Here is a 17,256-nt window from a genome sequence, read left to right on the forward strand (position 1 = left end):
GGAGGTGTCTCCCAAAAACCGCTCCTTCGGCACATCCATGTGGCGCTTCTGCTCCGCCATCCATGGCTCCGCACATTTTTGGGAGACACCTCCCGCCAAGGCCTTCAGGCGCACGGAGAAATAGTCGGAACATTCGTTGGTCTTGTTGAGTGGGTATTTTGCAGAAGTGAGGCGGGGTGGGTTTTAGCCCTCTTCCCAAAAATTTCGGAGGCCATGGATGGCCGGAGAGAAGCACACATGGATGTGCTCGTAGCGTTTTTTGGGAAGAGGGCTAAAGCCCACCCCCTCCCCATAATTTTTCAGGCTGGGGCCTGAGTTAAGGTCCCCAGCCAAAATTGGCCATTAACCACCAAGTTTACGCAGAAGAATCTCGTTGAACAGCTTGGGGTTGCCCTGGCCTTTGGAGGCCTTCATCAGGGGGCCCATAAAGCCGCCAAGCATCTTCTTGCGCTTCTTTGGATCTTCCTCGCCCTGGAACTGAGCAACCTGATCCGGCATGCCGGCCAGAACCTCGTCAACCATGGCTTCGAGAGCGCCAGTATCCGACACCTGCTTCAAACCCTTGGCTTCGATAATCGCATCCACGTTATCGTTTTCGCCGGTCCAAATAGCTTCAAACACCTTCTTTGCACCAGAAGACGATACCGTATTATCGGCAATACGAGTTACCAGGGCGCCCAGCTGAGCACCAGTGATCGGCGCATCGGCTACCGACTTTTCTTCCGCATTCAAGCGCGCAGAAAACTCACCTTGAACCCAGTTAGAAGCCAGCTTTGCGTCCTTGCCATGCTCCACGGTTTCCTCGAAGAAACCGGCCAGCTTCGCGTCTGCCGACAGAATGCCCGCATCGTAATCGTTCAGACCGTACTGCTCCTTAAAGCGAGCGCGTCGAGCATCTGGTAGTTCCGGCAAGCGTGCACGAGCGTCTTCGATGAAGGCATCATCGATTTCTACCGGCAGCAAATCCGGGCAAGGGAAGTAACGGTAGTCGTTGGCTTCTTCTTTGCTCCGCATGGACCGGGACTCGTCCCGGTCGCCGTTGTACAGGCGGGTTTCCTGAGTAATCTCACCGCCGTCTTCCAGAATATCCATCTGACGCTCAACTTCGTGCGCGATGGCCTGTTCCATGAAGCGGAAAGAGTTCAGGTTTTTGGTTTCGGTGCGTGTGCCCAGGGTGTCTGAGCCCTTGGGTTTGAGCGAAATGTTTACGTCAAAACGCATCGAACCCTGAGACATGTCGCCGTCGCAGATGCCGAGTGATGTCACTAAGCTATGCAGTTTCTTGGCGAAGGCTACGGCTTCTTCGGAGCTGTTCATGTCCGGCTCGGTGACCACCTCGATCAGCGGCGTGCCGGCACGGTTCAGGTCGATGCCGGACATGCCGTGATAATCCTCGTGCAAGGACTTACCTGCGTCTTCTTCCAAGTGTGCATGGTGGATGCGTACCCGCTTGGTGCTGCCGTCAGACAGGTCGATGTCGACATGACCGGGCCCCACAATTGGCTGCGCCAGCTGAGTGGTCTGATAGCCCTTGGGCAGGTCCGGGTAGAAGTAGTTTTTGCGCTCAAACACCGAACGACGACCGATTTCGGAATTAGTGGCCAAGCCAAACATCACCGCATAGCGAAACGCTTGTTCGTTCGGAACAGGTAGCGTGCCCGGCATGGCCAGGTCAACGGCGTTGGCCTGAGTGTTAGGCTCGGCACCAAACGCGGTGCTGGAGCCTGAGAAAATTTTGGTGTTGGTCGCAAGCTGAACGTGAATTTCCAGCCCGATCACGATATCCCACTGCATGTGTTCGTCTCCTTATCCGGGCTTATTGAGGTTCACGCTGGTGCCAATCGGTCACCTGCTGGAACTGATGGGCTGCGTTCAACAGGCGCGCTTCGGAGAAATAATCCCCGATAATCTGCAAGCCAACCGGTAAGCCGTCAACAAAGCCCGCAGGCACCGACATCGCCGGAATGCCAGCCAGGTTGATGGCAATGGTGAACACGTCTTCCAGGTACATAGTCACCGGATCCGTCGTCTTCTCGCCCTGAACGAACGCAGGTGAGGGTGATACCGGGCTCATCATCACGTCCACTTCTTTGAACGCATTGATAAAGTCCTGCTGGATCAAGCGGCGAACCTTCTGGGCCTTGAGGTAATAGGCGTCAAAGTAACCGGCTGACAACGCATAGCTGCCCACCAGAATGCGGCGCTTAACCTCGTTGCCAAAGCCTTCCGCCCGGGTGCGGGTGTACATGTCCATAAGGTCTTTCGGGTTTTCGCAGCGGTAGCCATAACGAGCGCCGTCAAAACGAGACAAGTTTGCGGAAGCTTCCGCCGGAGCGATCACATAGTAGGCGGCAATGGCCAGCTTGGCATTGGGTAGAGAAACCTCTTTCACCGTCGCGCCCAGCTTCTCGTACTCACGCACCGCATTACGAACCTGCTCTTCCATAGCCGGAGACAACTGCTCGCTAAAGTACTCCTTCGGCAAACCAATCTTCAGGCCTTTCAGAGGCTCGTTGAGGGTTGCGGTGTAATCCGGCACTTCCCGGTCGATGCAGGTGGAATCCTTCGGATCAAACCCGGCCATCACATTCATCATCAGCGCTGCATCTTCCGCCGTGCGGGCCATAGGGCCGCCCTGATCCAGCGAAGAGGCAAATGCAATCATGCCGTAACGAGATACCCGTCCATAAGTCGGCTTTAAACCGGTAATCCCGCACAGCGCCGCAGGCTGGCGTATAGAGCCGCCGGTATCGGTGCCGGTCGCTGCAGGTGCCAAACGCGCCGCGACAGCCGCCGCCGAACCACCAGAAGAACCACCGGGAACGCGTTTGTCGCCCCACGGGTTGGTCACCGCACCAAAGAAACTGGACTCGTTGGAAGACCCCATGGCGAATTCATCCATGTTGGTCTTACCCAAACAAACCGCGCCAGCGGCCTTGAAGTTTGCGGTTACCGTGGCGTCGTAAGGCGGTACAAAGTTCTCCAGCATCTTGGAGCCGCATGTGGTGCGAACGCCGTTGGTGCAGAAGATGTCCTTGTGGGCAAACGGAACCCCGGTCCAGGCCGTTGCTTTACCGGCCGCACGCATCTCGTCCGCGGCCTTTGCCTCAGCCAATGCGCGCTCATCGGAGATGGTAATGAAACTGTTGTACTTACCGTCCTCATTCTTTAAACGGTCGAGGAACTGTTGTGTCAGCTCCACACTTGAAATCTTTCCGCTCTCCAGCTCTTTGGAAAGCTCTGCTACGGACTTGTTATGCATCATCAATCCTGAAATCTTTGATGGTCAGAAAAACGCCGAATAAAAGTCAGCGGCTGCCTACTTGAACCGAATCACTCAATAACCTTGGGAACCAGATAGAGCCCATCCTCGGTCGCGGGTGCAATCGCCTGAAACGCCTCACGCTGATTGGTCTCGGTGACCTCATCTGCGCGTAAACGCTGAACGGCATCCAACGGATGCGCCATCGGCTCCACGGCCTCTGTATCCGCAGCGCTTAATTGATCAACCAGATCCATAATGTTGCCTAGATCTTTCTCCAGAGCCGAAACCTGCTCGTCATCCACTTTGATGCGGGCGAGCACGGCAACTTTTTCAATGTCCTCGCGGGAAATGCTCATGTTGCCTCCAATAAAGCATGTGTGAATACAATTTAATGCAATGATGCCCGGACCCTCGGGTACAGCCGTTTACAGATGCTCTTGCGATGTCCGGGGATGCCTTGGGGAACTGCTTTCCAAAAATGTGCGCAGCCATGGATGGCGGAGCAGAAGCGCCACATGGATGTGCCGAAGGAGCGGTTTTTGGAAAGCAGTTCCCCAAGGCATCGTTGCACCTGTTGAAAACAAGGCGAATATATTAGCAGAAACCTGCCACAGATTGGCCCCGAAACAACCTATAAAATGTGCAATTAGTAAGCCAGTAGCCCCGATGGCTCCTTGCCTGCACAGGGCCCCGCTGATAAAGTTGCCGCATCCTTCTTTAGCAACCGCAACTCTCAGGTTGAAACAACACGAATGTTAATCAAAAGACTCCGAGGCCTATTCTCCAGCGACCTGTCCATTGACTTGGGCACCGCCAACACACTCATCTATGTGCGGGGTCGTGGCATCGTATTGGACGAGCCGTCCGTTGTCGCCATCAGGACTACCAACTCCCAGAAAACCGTGGCAGCTGTGGGTGCTGAAGCGAAACGCATGCTTGGTCGTACCCCTGGAAACATCACGGCCATTCGTCCGATGAAAGATGGCGTGATCGCAGACTTCGTGGTCACCGAAAAAATGCTCCAGCATTTTATTCACAAAGTGCATGAAAATAGCTTTATCACCCCGAGCCCGCGCGTACTGGTGTGTGTGCCTAGCAAGTCCACCCAAGTAGAGCGCAAGGCCATTCGCGAATCAGCACTGGGCGCGGGCGCGCGCGAAGTCTTTCTGATCGAAGAGCCTATGGTGGCAGCGATCGGAGCAGGCCTGCCGGTAGAAGAAGCCAGCGGCTCCATGATCGTTGATATCGGAGGTGGTACCACCGAAATCGCCATCATCTCCCTGAACGGTATCGTCTACGCCGATTCTGTGCGTGTAGGCGGCGACAAGTTCGACGAAGCTATTGTGACTTACGTGCGCCGTAACTATGGCAGTCTGATTGGTGATTCAACCGCTGAGCGCATCAAGCATGAAATCGGTTGCGCTTACGAAGGACTTGAGCTTAAAGAAATCGACGTTCGTGGTCGCAATCTGGCGGAGGGCGTGCCCCGCGCTTTCACTCTTAACAGCGAAGAAATTCTCGACGCGCTGCAAGAATCACTGGCTCAGATTGTACAGACCGTCAAAAGCGCGCTTGAACAGTCTCCCCCTGAATTGGCATCCGACATCGCTGAGCGGGGTATCGTACTGACAGGCGGTGGTGCGCTGCTGGCAGGTTTGGACAAGCTGATCAGCGAAGAAACCGGACTGCCCGTTATCATTGCTGAAGACCCACTGACCTGCGTCGCCCGTGGTGGCGGTAAAGCGCTGGAAGTGATTGATCGCGGCGGTATCGGAATGTTCTCCCAGGAGGGTTAATCCCGTGGGGGGAAGTCACCATTAAAACAATCTTCGTTCAGGGGCCGATACCCGGCTTCCGACTCCTCCTCGTCATACTGTTATCGGCAGCGTTAATCGCTGCCGATAGCCGTTCTGACAGACTGTCGACCGTACGTAGCACCATCGAAACAGGGTTGGCCCCGATCTACTGGTTTGGCAACTTGCCGGCTCGGATGGGAGATTGGCTCGACGGATCGTTTGAAAGTCACGAAGATCTTCAAAAGAAAAACGAAGAACTGCAAACCCGCCTTCTGATACTGGAACGAAGGGCGCTTAAATACGCAGCCTTGGCTTCCGAAAACAACGAACTCCGCCGTTTGATGAACTCCGCCGAAGTGTTGGATGACCGCGTCATCGTTGGCGAAGTGGTGGGCGTTTCACCGGATCCCTACACTCACGAAATTGTCATTAACAAAGGTCAGAGTGACGGTATTGTTGTTGGGCAAGCCGTGTTGGATGCTCAGGGCCTGATGGGGCAGGTGATCCAAGCCAGCCAGTTTACCTCGCGCGTCTTAATGGTGTCTGACAGCAGCCATGCCGTACCCGTGGAAGTGTTGCGCAATGGCCTGCGAGCAATTCTATTAGGCAGTGGCCAACCCAATACTCTGGACTTGGTGCACGTGCCGGATACCGCAGATATTCGCGAAGGAGATGTGTTGGTCAGTTCCGGTTTGGGGGGGCGTTTCCCTTCTGGTTATCCCGTGGCTGAAATCACCGAGATCGTAAAGGAACCGGGCGAACCTTTTGTCACCATCGGTGCAGCACCGAAAGCGAGGTTGAATCAGAGCCGTCTGGTGTTGGTCGTGTTTCAGCCGAAATCCCGGCAAGACGAAGAGCCGGAGGGAGAGCCAGGGAGTGTGGAGTTGGCTCCGGATGAAGGGGAGGCTCGCTGATGTTGTCGGTCATTAGTTATCCGCTGTTTTTGATTTCAGTTTTGGTGTCGCTGGTCCTGAGCATTTCGTTGTTTCCTGCCGGCTGGTTCGAATTTCGACCTGAATGGTTGGGCCTTGTGGTGTTTTACTGGAGCTTCCGGGCACCTGCGCAATTTGGTGTGATTCTGGCGTGGTGTTTGGGCCTATTGCTAGACACTCTTGAATCTACCCCGCTGGGTGTCAACGCGATGGGCATGGCGCTGATTGCGTTTTTAGTATTGACCGTACACCAGCGCCTTCGCATGTACCCGCTGCCGCAACAATGTCTTATGGTCTTTTTGTTGCTGGGCATCAATCAGATGCTGGTGCACTTTATCAAGCAGCTGATTGGCGCAGAGAATACCGGTTTCAGCTATCTGTGGCCTGCTTTAACCAGTGCCTTGATCTGGCCGTTGTTCAGCAGTGTGCTGGACCATATCAATCGAAAACTGGGGTAATACACTATGCCTGATCTGATTCTTGCTTCCGCGTCGCCCCGGCGCGCCGAATTGCTCCAACAGATAGGCTTAGATTTCCAGGTACGGCCAGCGGATATCGATGAAACACCGACATCGCTGGAAACACCTGAGCATTACGTCGAGCGTCTGGCGCGAGAAAAAGCGCTGAGCATCGCCCGGGAGTATCCTGATAAGTGGGTGCTAGGCTCTGATACGTCTGTCATACACAATGAAGAAATTCTGGGTAAACCGGAGTCCTCTGAGCAGGCTGTGAGCATGCTTCAGGCGCTGTCGGGAAGCACACATCAGGTACTAACCGCAGTGGCTCTGGCCAAAGGTTCGGAATGCTGGTCCCGGGTTGTGGTTACCGAGGTCATCTTCCGGGAGCTGGAATCCGCTGAGATCAGCGCGTACGTTGCAAGCGGCGAACCCATGGATAAAGCAGGAAGCTATGGCATTCAGGGGCTGGGTGGCATTTTTATCAGTGCGATCAAGGGTAGTTACAGTGCGGTGGTGGGGCTTCCCCTTCAGGAAACTGCAGCATTGCTCGCTCAAGCGGGCCACTCGGTGATCCAGTCCTGGCCGAGCACTAAGGAGAGTCAACAATGAGTGAAGAAATTCTGATCAACGTAACGCCTGTGGAAACCCGGGTGGCGCTGGTCGAAAACGGCATGTTGCAGGAAGCCTACATCGAGCGGACCAGCCGCAAAGGTATTGTCGGCAATATCTATAAGGGCAAAGTGGTTCGTGTGTTGCCGGGCATGGAGGCTGCTTTCGTTGATATCGGCCTTGAGCGCGCGGCTTTTATTCATGCCTCGGATGTGGTGGCCAGCCAACCTCCAGCGGCGGACGAAGGTGATGGCCCGCGAGTGGTCCCCGATATCCGCACGTTACTGCGGGAAGGCCAGTCATTAGTGGTTCAGGTGACGAAAGACCCGATTGGCACCAAAGGCGCGCGCCTGACCACACAGCTGTCTGTGCCATCCCGGTATCTGGTGTTTATGCCGGGTGTGAAACACATCGGTATTTCTCAGCGCATCGAAGACGACAACGAACGGGCTCGTCTGAAATCGATTATTGAGGACGCCGCCGCTGAACATCAAGAAGTGGACGGCGGGTACATTATTCGCACTGCGGCCGAAGGCGCTCAGTCAGAAGAGCTCATCGCCGATATGGTGTATTTGCACCGGCTGAGCCAGTCGGTTCATGAACGCATCAACAACGCTCCGGCACCGTCAGCGGTGTATCAGGACCTGCCGTTGTTCATCCGTACCATACGGGATCTGATCCGCCCTCAAACCGAAAAGGTGCGCATCGACAGCCGGGAAAGCTATCAGCGGGTGATGGACTTTGTGCATGAGTTCGTCACCGAGTTTGCAAACAAAGTAGAGTATTACCCCGGTGAGCGGCCCATCTTTGATCTGTACTCGGTTGAAGACGAGATTCAAAAAGCCCTGAGCCGCAAAGTACAGCTTAAATCCGGTGGGTACGTGATCATTGATCAAACCGAAGCGATGACCACCATCGATATCAATACCGGCGCTTTTGTCGGGCACCGTAATCTTGAAGAAACCATCTTCAAGACCAACCTCGAAGCGGCGCGTTCGATCAGTCGACAACTGAGGCTCCGCAACCTCGGTGGCATCATTATTATCGACTTCATTGACATGGACGACACGGAGCATCAAAGGCAGGTGCATCGTATGCTTGAGAAAATGCTTGAGCGTGACCATGCGAAAACCAAAATCACTGGTGTTTCAGAGCTGGGTTTGGTGGAAATGACACGAAAGCGCACCACAGAAAGCCTTGGGCAGGTGTTGTGCGAGCCGTGCCCGATCTGTGATGGCCGTGGTTTTCTGAAAACCTCTGAAACCGTTTGCTATGAGATTTTCCGGGAAATTCTCCGAGTGAACCGGGTGTACGAGGCAGAGAACTATTTGGTAATGGGCTCCCAGAACGTGGTTGACCGGCTGCTCGATGAAGAATCCGACAACGTGGCGGATCTCGAAACCTTCATTAAAAAGACCATTCGATTCCAGGTTGAGCCTTTCTACAGCCAGGAGCAGTATGATGTGGTCCTGCTCTGATATCTGAGCGGCTGCGTATCCTAGGGGGCTGACCGATAACGATGTCGATCCGCGATGAAGGCAATGTTCAGGCAGACCCGCCACCCGGAGGAGTGATAGGCCGTGTTTTGGCGGGCATTGCCTCGTGCGTGTGGTGGGCGTTGCTGGTTTGTCTGGTGTTGCTCGCCTTATACGCAGGTATTGGCCGGCAGCTTACGGCCAATATTGACCAATTCACCGATCGAACCGCCCGTATCCTCTCCGAACAAACCGGCCTTGACGTCAGCATTGGCCAGCTGTCTTCTTCGTGGCAGTGGCTCAACCCGTCGGTCACAGCCTCTGAAATCACCGTGCGCCATCCCGAAACCGGGAAAGTGGTAGCAGATCTTGAGTATCTGAACGCCAAGCTGGATTTCCTCTCTTCCTTAATGCGCCTACGTATCGTTTTTGAAGATTTCGAAGCGGACGAACTTGAGCTCACACTGACACGGTCGGTCGTCCCCGGTGAAGCGAGTCCCGTTGAAGAATTGCTGCAAAATCCGTTGCAAGAGGGGCGCAACCTGCAAAAGTGGTTGGATTATGCCGGCACTTGGTTGTCCGACCCGGAAGTCAGAGTTACCCGGGTCAGCCTGACTCTGAATGACGGAAAAGACCATTTACGCCACATCGATATTCCTCAGCTGGATTTGCTGTTCCGGCGCGGACTGTTTCAGGCAGGAGGGCGCGCAATGCAAAGTGGTACAGCCACCCAGTTGGCGAGCTTTGCGTTGGTAGGGCAGCAATTTTTCCGCGGTGACTTTACGGGGCAACTTTACCTCGATGTTGATTCCGGCCGTTTGTTTGATGGGCTGGTGGACGACCTGAGCTGGAAAGGCATTCGCGTGGAAGGCTTCGATGTGGGGGGGAAGGCTTGGCTAACCTTCGAAAAAGGCGAGCTGGCACAGGTTCAAGGCCAGGTAGAAACACCTTATTTGCAGTTGGGAGTAAACAGCCAGTCGCTGGCCCCATTGGAGAAAATTCACGCACGATTCGGGTGGAAGCGGGGGCTGGCGATCATGTTCCAGCAACTGCAGTGGGAGTGGGCCGGAGATGTCGTGCAGCCGTTCAGTTTCAGAATTCAACCCCAAGACTCTGGCACGGCACTGGTGGCGGATGCATTGCCGCTCGACCCTCTCAGAAGGCTGGTCTTAAACCTGCAACTGTTACCGGAAGTGGCCAATCAGGCGCTGGAGCATTACCGCCCTCAAGGTTATGTGGATGACATGCTGTTACTGTTGCCGGAACAGGCTGGAGATTTCAGCTTGTCGGGGCAACTCAGAGAGGTTAGTGCGCAGGCATGGCAAGGAGCACCGGGGGCAACGGGGCTTAGGGGGTATTTTGAGGTGTCGGCACAAGGTGGTTTTGTGGAGTTGGATGCCACTGATCCGGTTACGCTGGGCTTTCCCTCCTTATTTATTGATGAATGGGCCTTTGACTCGCTGGCGGGGCGGGTGTCCTGGTTAACGGATGGGGCTGTGATTCGGGTATTCGCCGATGATCTTGAATTTGGCTATCAACGAGACACGGTTATTCGCGGCGCGTTTGATCTGAAGCTCGATGGGCAGGGTGAAGATAACCTGGGGCTACGGGTTGGCGTCGAAAACGGCACCGCCGACATGTTGGCGGCTTTTGTGCCGGCTTATGCGGTGGATCAAGAGCTTTACGAGTGGTTGTCTACCCGGATTGAAAAGGCCGATGTTCTTGCGGGTGAATATTATGGCCATGGTCGTATTGGCACCAATGCCCCAGCCGGATCCTTTGTGTCTTCCATGTGGTATGAATTCGAAGATGGCACGGTTCGCTACGATAACCAATGGCCCGTAGTAACCAACGCGGCTGGCAGGGTCGAGGTGCAGAACGGCAATACCTTAGTAACCCTCGATAAGGGAACCACCGGTGGTTTAGCGGTTGACCAAGCGCAGGTGCGGGTTGTGCCCGGGCAGATGGATGACCCAGCCCGAATTAACATCTCAACTTCAGCGCCGGTGACGGGAGGCGCGGTGGCTTGGTGGATGGATAACAGTCCGCTTGGCGACATGGCGGGTGCTGCGCTTGCGGATGCGGAAGTTCGTGGGCAATTTCAGCTGGGCCTGAATATTGATTTGCCTTTGAGCGACGCGCAGCCGATTGTTGAAGCCAGCGTACAAACCGACGGTGCAGAGTTTGCTCTCGCCCAAAGTGGGCTGGTGTGGCGCAAAATCTCTGCGGACCTGACGTACCATACCGAAGCTGGTTTCTCCGGCGGCCCGGTTAAGGCTGAGTTCTTACAGCAGCCGGTTAACCTTTGGTTTGGCCACAGCGGCCAAGGCAGTGCCTTACATATAGAACAAAATGGCAGTATTCGGTTACCGGGCTTATTGCGACAGTTTGGTCTCGCAAGCGAGAGCTCGTTAGGTTTGAATGGTTCGTTGGAATACAGCGCAGGACTGACGATCGGTGAAGAGGAGGTGTCCCCGATTTCAGTATCGTCCGACCTGTTCGGACTGGCGGTCGATTGGCCGGCCCCCCACCGCAAAGAGGCTCTGGATACCGCGCAGCTCGAGGTGCAGATTAACCCCTTTGTCGAGGAAGGTGTGCAAGTGTCTGGCGAGTGGGCGGATCGGCTGGCCTTCGACATGAATCTGAGAGAAGGCGGCGTTGATCTGACCTTCGATCATTTGTACCTTGGCGACAATCGTCTTTCCGATATTCAGGTTAGCGCACTGGATTTAGGCGATCGCTGGGTGGTGAATACCGAGTCCGAGCGGGCGATCGGCCGCGTGGTTATTCCGGAGAACGATGGCATTGTCGAGGTGGATCTTCAGAGCCTGACTTTGAGCCGTCAAAGTGACGATGATGAATTTGATGAGCCAGAGCTCTTAACCCTCGAACACCAGCTGGAGGCTTTTCGAGAGCTGGATATTGGCAGTTGGCCGAGCATAGATGGCCGGATTTCCGCTTTGACGGTGGGTGATAAGCCCGCAGGGCGCTGGGCGTTCAAACTACGTCCGGAAGATCATCAGTTGAATGTCACCGAGATCCAAGGGCAGGTGGGTTCGTTAGCGCTGACTGGCGATATGATTTGGCGCATTCTGGACGGTCGAGAGGTGACTCAGTTTAAAGGCCAGCTTGCAGGCGGAGCGCTCAAGGATCTTGAGCCGATTACCGGCGGTTCGATCCCGTTGAACAATGATGAAACAACCATCGAGCTGGACTTGGACTGGCCCGGCAGCCCTGCGCATCTGGAGCTAGGGAAGCTCAGTGGCAATGTTAGTGTACGTTTAGATGACGGCGTGATTCTCGAGCAAAACAACTCGGCGCAACTGTTCCGGATCTTTAACCTTTTGAACACCGATACTTTGTGGCGGCGCTTGAGTTTGGATTTCTCGGATCTTTATGAAGCAGGGGTTGCCTTTGATGCCATCTCAGGCAAAGCCGTCATCACCAACGGTTTGCTCAGCCTGGACCCTGAACTACAGTTGGTCGGGCCGTCGGGTGCTTTTAAAATCAATGGCAGCACCAATATGGCAACGGAAGATCTGAATATGCGCCTGGTCATGGTGTTGCCAATCACCCAAAATTTACCCCTGGCGGCTCTTTTAATGGGGGCCAGCGCGCCCATTGGGGGAGCGTTGTTTGTGTTGGATAAGATACTGGGGGACCCTCTCAGTAAACTGACCAGTGCCACCTATACAGTGTCAGGTAGCTGGAGCGATCCAAAAGTTGAACTGAAAGGCGTATTTGATACAGGCAAGTGATTCGGGAGACTGGTTATGATGAAGGTTGCTGCAATTCAAATGGTGAGTGGTCACGACAGTGCGGTCAATCTGGCGGAAGCTGCCCGCCTGCTCAAAGACGCTGCGGAGCGTGGCGCCAAGGTAGCCGTGTTGCCCGAGAACTTTGCCGTATTGGCCACCAGCCAGATGCGAGCCTGTGGTGAGCAAGAAGTGAGTGACAGTCCCGTGGTGAGGTATTTTCTTGCGGAGCAGGCCAGAACGCTCAAGCTTTGGATTGTCGGAGGCTCCATGCCTTTGGCGAATCGGCCGGATGGCTCAGCTATTGAGGATCGGGTGAGGGCAAGCTGTCTGGTGTTTGACGATCAGGGTCGCGAAGTTGCTCGCTATGACAAGATCCATCTGTTTGATGCCATGGTCGAAGACGCTCACGGCCAATATCGAGAATCCGACGCGTTCGAGCCCGGTGAACAAGTGGTTACCATCGATACCCCGGCGGGCCGTTTGGGATTGGCGATCTGCTATGACTTACGGTTTCCCGAGTTGTTTCGCGCCCTCCGGGAGCAGGGGGCTGACTGGGTGTGTTTGCCTAGTGCATTTACCTGGCAAACCGGAGATGCTCATTGGCATGCGTTGATTCGCGCCCGGGCCATTGAAAATCAGGTATGGGTAGTGGCACCGGGTCAGGGTGGTCAAAACAGTGAGCGCAGGCGAACCTTCGGCCACAGCCTGATATGCGATCCATGGGGCAAGGTAGTTGACGAAATCGAAGAAGGGCCGGGCGTGGCTCTGGCCGATGTCAGTTTGGAACGCTTAAAACAAGTACGGACGCGTATGCCGGTGTGGGAACACCGGCGCTTATAAAGGTCAGCAGCGTTAGCGCTGCTCGGCTTCGTCAATCCATTCCCGAAGTGCGCGGAACAGCTTGCGGGACTGCCCGGTGTTGGTCTGCTTTTCGACTTCTTTGCGGGCGTTTCGTACCAGATTTCGCAGGTGCTGAACTTCTGCCGTCGGACAGTAGTCGATAAACTCTCCTACTACCGAATCCCCTTCCGAAATCATCTTGTCGCGCCAGCGCTCAGCGAGATGGTGGCGACGAGTATGCTCTTCGCTGCCCGCATAGAACGCATCAATTGTTTTACTGATGGTTTCGGGGTCGTCTTCCTGACGGATGATTTTGCCGATGTATTGCAGATGCCGGCGGCGGGCTTCACGTTGAGTGATACGGCGTGATTCCAGAATGGCCCGTTGCAGCCGGTCGCTGATCGGAAGCGTGGCGAGCTGATCTTCGTTCAGTTCCAGCATGCGCTTGCCGAGATCCTGCAATTCGTGCATCTCACGCTTCAATTGCGATTTACTGGGCCCCAGATATTCTGGAAGTTGGTCGTCAGTATGATCAGTCATGTTGTCTATCGATTCTGTCAGGCGTAAAAGAGGGTGGCCAATCCCAGAAAGGCCATGAAGCCAACAACATCGGTCACCGTTGTCAGAATAACACCGCCGGCGAGGGCCGGGTCAATGTTACGGGACTTCAAAAACAGCGGCAGTACGGTGCCAGCCACGGTGGCTGCGACCAGGTTGATCACCAGAGCGGCCGCAATCACGCCGCCGATCATCCAGTCACCGAACCAAAGAATGGCCGCGGTGGCGACGACACCGGCCCATAAAAGTCCGTTAAGGATACCGGAGAGCAGCTCTCGATTCAGCAGCCACGCCACGTTTACGCTGCTGATTTGTCCCACGGCCATGCCCCGAATCACCAGCGTAAGCGTTTGACTGCCTGCAATGCCGCCCATGCTCGCGACAATGGGCATAAGAACGGCCAAGGCAACCACTTTGGCGATGGTCTCTTCAAACAGCCCGATCACGGCCGAAGCGGTAAATGCGGTCAGTAGATTGATGCCCAGCCAAACCGCCCGACGACGGGTGGTTTTCATCACCGGGGCGAAGGTGTCTTCATCCTCATCAAGACCGGCCAGACTCATCAGGGAGTGGTCGGCGTCTTCACGAATAACATCGACCACGTCATCGATCGTGATACGGCCCAGCAGTTTGTTGTGCTCGTTAACGACCGGAGCTGTGATCAGGTCATAGCGTTCAAACAGGGTGGCTACTTTGGTGTCGGACAGGCTCACCGGAATGGGTTCAATGTCGGTGTCCATGACCTCGCGGACCGTAGACGCGGGGTTGGATACCAGCATGCGGGTGATGGCCAGTGTGCCGATAAACTCATCCCGTCGGTTAACCACGATCAGGCTGTCGGTCATAGGTGGCAGGCTACGGTGACGGCGTAAATAACGCAGGACCACGTCGATACTGATGTCCGGACGTACCGTAATGGTGTCCGTGTTCATCAACCCGCCGGCGGTGTCTTCGGGATAGGAGAGAACTTCCTCTACCCGCTGCCGGTCTTGTTCGTCCATGGTGTCCAGTACTTCAAGGATCACCGTGTCCGGTAGCTGTTGAAGCAGGTCGGCGAGGTCATCCGACTCAAAATCTTCAATAATGTCAGCCAGTTCCTGAGCGTTAAACTTGCTCAGGAAATACCCTCGGATATCGTCACCAAGGTGCTGGAGAACTTCGCCCTCTAGTTGCTTATCAACCAGATTCCACAGCAAAGCCCGCTGACGAGGCGGGGAGGATTCCAGAAGGTGGGCGATATCACTGGGACTGAGGCCGCCGTTCAGGATGCGCGAAACCTGTTTGAGCGCGCCACTATCCAGAGCCTCGCTCAGGGAGCGGAGTCTCTGATGGGCCTGGCTTTGTTCCAGAATATCAGACATGGATCCACCTACGGTCAGAAAACCTCCGTATTATAGCGGAGTTAGCGAGCATCGGTGAGGGGTAGTTGTAGGTGAATTGCGAAGAATCAGCCGCCTTCGCCGAAATAATCGGCAATCAGCTCGGTGAGTGCATCGATGGCTTCTCGTTCGTCTGGGCCGTCAGCAATCAGTTCAACGGTAGTGCCTTGGCTGGCCGCAAGCATCATGACCTGCATGATGTTTTTTGCATTGACCTTGCGGTCATCTCGGCTGATCCAGACGTGAGCTTCGTGCTCAGAGGCGGTGGCGACCAGTTTTGCTGTAGCTCGGGCGTGCAAGCCGAGCTTGTTGATAATCGTAACGGTGCGTCTGATCATGGCGAATCAGATTTCCCCTCTGGCCTGCAGGTGAGGCAACTCGGAGTGGCGAACCTGTACGTTACGGTACTTTTTCGCGAAGTGCTTGGTCAGTTGCTCAGAGACGTACACCGATCGGTGTTGGCCGCCGGTGCAACCGATGGAGATGGTCATATAGCTGCGGTTGCTATCTGCAAAGGAAGGTAGCCAGGAATCCAGAAATCCAATGATGTCGTTGACCATCTTCTGGCTTAACGGTTCACGTTCGAGGAAGTCGATGACCGGTTGATCGATGCCTGTGTACTTGCGCAGGCTGGTGTCCCAATAGGGATTGGGAAGGCATCGGACATCGAATACGTAATCGGAGTCCACGGGAACGCCGTGCTTGAAGCCAAACGATTGAACCAATAACGCTAATTCTTGATCTTTCCGACCGGCAACCCGCTGCTTGACCATGTCACGCAGTTCGTACATGGATAAGCCTGTGGTATTTACATACAGGTCGGCCAGCCGGGATAAAGGCTCGAGTAGCGTTTTTTCGTAGGACACCGCTTCAGGGAGGGATGTTTTGTCATCACTGAGCGGGTGTTTGCGTCGAGTCGCATGAAAACGTTGCAGCAGGGTTTGCTCGTCGGCATCCAGAAATATGATCTCGACATCGATGCCGGTGCTTTTGAGTTGGCTGTAAATCGCCTCAAAGTTGGCCAGCTCGCCGGAAAGGTTCCGCGCGTCAATGCTGACCGCCATTTTTCGCAGGCGAGTGGTCGCCTCCTGAGAGGCTTCTTGCGTCAAAGGGAAGAGAAGCCCGATGGGGAGGTTGTCGATGCAGTAAAACCCCAAATCTTCCAGTACGTGCAGGGCGGTACTTTTGCCCGAACCTGAGCGGCCGCTGACGATAATCAGCTTCATAACAGTATTCCTCTCATGCTGCGCGCTTTTGCTGAACTCGTATCAATTATGACTTGAAGTCATGGCCCTGTGCAGGCTCTCGGTCTCCTGGCACTGGCGCAGCTTTTCGCAAAAAGAGCTTTCATTAAACTTTTCAGCAAGCTGACTGAGCAACTCCAGGTGTTCGCTGGTCGCCTCTTTAGGCACAATCAAGGCGAAAACAATATCGACCGGTTGGTTGTCGATGGAATCGAAATCGACCGGTTCGGCCAGTGTCATCAAAACGCCAATGACTCTGTCTAGCCCAGCCAGACGGCAATGAGGGATCGCTATGCCTTCGCCTATGCCAGTACTGCCCAGCCGTTCTCGTGACACCAGGTTATTGAAAATATCTGTATCGTTGAGACTTTCATCCTGTTGGTGAATGTACTCAGCGATAAACTCCAATACACGCTTTTTGCTTGACGCTGCAACACGGCACAGGGTCAGTTCTGGAGCCAGAATGTTGTCGATGGTCAGGGATGAATCGCTCATAGATCGACTTCATTTCCGTAAAAAAAAGGCTGCGGCCGGATAATACTCCTGCCGCAGCACGTTTTATTGAAACGCCCGGTTTGGTTTCACGCTAACAGGCGCGTTAACCGTTACCTTGCATCCGGGCAACTGTTTTCTCTTTATGTTTGAGGATCTGGCGGTCGAGTTTATCGACCAGGCCGTCGATGGCGGCGTACATATCCTCGTTTTCAGCCTTTGCGTGAATTTCGCCACCAATCACGTGGAGGGTAGCTTCGGCCATCTGGCGAACTTTCTCAACTTCCAGCGTCACCTGACAATTACTGATGTGGTCAAAGTGTCGCTCAAGCTTATCAAACTTGGTGGTTACGTAATCCTTTAATGCGGGAGTCAGTTCTACATGATGGCCTGAAATATTGAGTTGCATAGGCTTCTCCTGTTGTCATATAGCCGGCTTTTGCCGGACTG

General features: G+C 54.7%; 16 protein-coding genes. 7 read left to right on the forward strand and 9 right to left on the reverse strand.

Annotated elements, in window-relative coordinates; translation table 11 throughout:
* Nucleotides 1-342: 342 nt before the first annotated feature.
* From gatB to gatC, 3 genes are all read right to left on the reverse strand, one after another.
* Complete coding sequence (gene gatB / locus K5L82_RS03005) at nt 343-1,794, reverse strand: Asp-tRNA(Asn)/Glu-tRNA(Gln) amidotransferase subunit GatB (protein ID WP_223133112.1); 1,452 nt, start codon at nt 1,792-1,794, stop codon at nt 343-345.
* A gap of 22 nt (nt 1,795-1,816) precedes the next feature.
* Nucleotides 1,817-3,265 carry an Asp-tRNA(Asn)/Glu-tRNA(Gln) amidotransferase subunit GatA gene (gene gatA, locus K5L82_RS03010; protein WP_262492484.1) on the reverse strand — a complete coding sequence of 483 codons (1,449 nt, stop codon included), beginning with the start codon at nt 3,263-3,265 and terminating at the stop codon, nt 1,817-1,819.
* 68 nt (nt 3,266-3,333) lie between these two features.
* Nucleotides 3,334-3,621, reverse strand: coding sequence for an Asp-tRNA(Asn)/Glu-tRNA(Gln) amidotransferase subunit GatC (gene gatC, locus K5L82_RS03015; RefSeq protein ID WP_133004905.1), 288 nt, complete (start codon nt 3,619-3,621; stop codon nt 3,334-3,336).
* Between the two features lie 396 nt (nt 3,622-4,017).
* Here gatC and K5L82_RS03020 point away from each other — a divergent pair, with 396 nt between their 5' ends.
* From K5L82_RS03020 to K5L82_RS03050, 7 genes are read left to right on the forward strand one after another with little or no spacing between them, the layout of a single operon-like run.
* On the forward strand, nt 4,018-5,061 hold the full coding sequence (locus tag K5L82_RS03020) for a rod shape-determining protein (protein WP_133004906.1): 1,044 nt from the start codon (nt 4,018-4,020) through the stop codon (nt 5,059-5,061).
* Nucleotides 5,062-5,090: 29 nt separating this feature from the next.
* Nucleotides 5,091-5,975 carry a rod shape-determining protein MreC gene (mreC, locus tag K5L82_RS03025; protein WP_316933363.1) on the forward strand — a complete coding sequence of 295 codons (885 nt, stop codon included), beginning with the start codon at nt 5,091-5,093 and terminating at the stop codon, nt 5,973-5,975.
* Nucleotides 5,975-6,451, forward strand: coding sequence for a rod shape-determining protein MreD (mreD, locus tag K5L82_RS03030; RefSeq protein ID WP_133004908.1), 477 nt, complete (start codon nt 5,975-5,977; stop codon nt 6,449-6,451). Before mreC ends, mreD begins: the two co-directional genes overlap by 1 nt.
* 6 nt (nt 6,452-6,457) lie before the next feature.
* Nucleotides 6,458-7,060, forward strand: a complete 603-nt coding sequence (locus tag K5L82_RS03035) for a Maf family protein (RefSeq protein WP_223133114.1) — start codon at nt 6,458-6,460, stop codon at nt 7,058-7,060.
* Nucleotides 7,057-8,538: a ribonuclease G gene (rng, locus tag K5L82_RS03040; RefSeq protein WP_223133115.1), complete on the forward strand. Its 1,482-nt coding sequence runs from the start codon at nt 7,057-7,059 to the stop codon at nt 8,536-8,538. The genes K5L82_RS03035 and rng overlap by 4 nt, the downstream gene beginning before the upstream one ends.
* 41 nt (nt 8,539-8,579) lie before the next feature.
* Nucleotides 8,580-12,293, forward strand: a complete 3,714-nt coding sequence (locus tag K5L82_RS03045; RefSeq protein ID WP_223133116.1) for a YhdP family protein — start codon at nt 8,580-8,582, stop codon at nt 12,291-12,293.
* Nucleotides 12,294-12,311: 18 nt separating this feature from the next.
* The gene (locus K5L82_RS03050) at nt 12,312-13,133 is read left to right on the forward strand and encodes a carbon-nitrogen hydrolase family protein (protein WP_410505847.1); all 822 of its coding nucleotides are present in this window, start codon (nt 12,312-12,314) and stop codon (nt 13,131-13,133) included.
* A 12-nt stretch (nt 13,134-13,145) separates the two neighbouring features.
* On the opposite strand, the gene yjgA is transcribed toward K5L82_RS03050, so the two are convergent.
* From yjgA to hpf, 6 genes are all read right to left on the reverse strand, one after another.
* Nucleotides 13,146-13,673: a ribosome biogenesis factor YjgA gene (gene yjgA / locus K5L82_RS03055; RefSeq protein WP_223133117.1), complete on the reverse strand. Its 528-nt coding sequence runs from the start codon at nt 13,671-13,673 to the stop codon at nt 13,146-13,148.
* A gap of 17 nt (nt 13,674-13,690) precedes the next feature.
* Nucleotides 13,691-15,052: a magnesium transporter gene (gene mgtE, locus K5L82_RS03060; RefSeq protein WP_133004914.1), complete on the reverse strand. Its 1,362-nt coding sequence runs from the start codon at nt 15,050-15,052 to the stop codon at nt 13,691-13,693.
* An 86-nt stretch (nt 15,053-15,138) separates the two neighbouring features.
* Nucleotides 15,139-15,408 (reverse strand): HPr family phosphocarrier protein, encoded by a 270-nt coding sequence (locus K5L82_RS03065; protein WP_133004915.1) that lies wholly within the window; start codon nt 15,406-15,408, stop codon nt 15,139-15,141.
* A gap of 6 nt (nt 15,409-15,414) precedes the next feature.
* The gene (rapZ, locus tag K5L82_RS03070) at nt 15,415-16,296 is read right to left on the reverse strand and encodes an RNase adapter RapZ (protein WP_223133118.1); all 882 of its coding nucleotides are present in this window, start codon (nt 16,294-16,296) and stop codon (nt 15,415-15,417) included.
* Between the two features lie 42 nt (nt 16,297-16,338).
* Nucleotides 16,339-16,809 (reverse strand): PTS IIA-like nitrogen regulatory protein PtsN, encoded by a 471-nt coding sequence (gene ptsN, locus K5L82_RS03075; protein ID WP_133004917.1) that lies wholly within the window; start codon nt 16,807-16,809, stop codon nt 16,339-16,341.
* 103 nt (nt 16,810-16,912) lie between these two features.
* Complete coding sequence (gene hpf / locus K5L82_RS03080) at nt 16,913-17,215, reverse strand: ribosome hibernation promoting factor (protein ID WP_133004918.1); 303 nt, start codon at nt 17,213-17,215, stop codon at nt 16,913-16,915.
* Between the last annotated feature and the right edge of the window lie 41 nt (nt 17,216-17,256).

Source organism: Marinobacter sp. AL4B, assembly GCF_019916045.1.
GTDB lineage: Bacteria > Pseudomonadota > Gammaproteobacteria > Pseudomonadales > Oleiphilaceae > Marinobacter.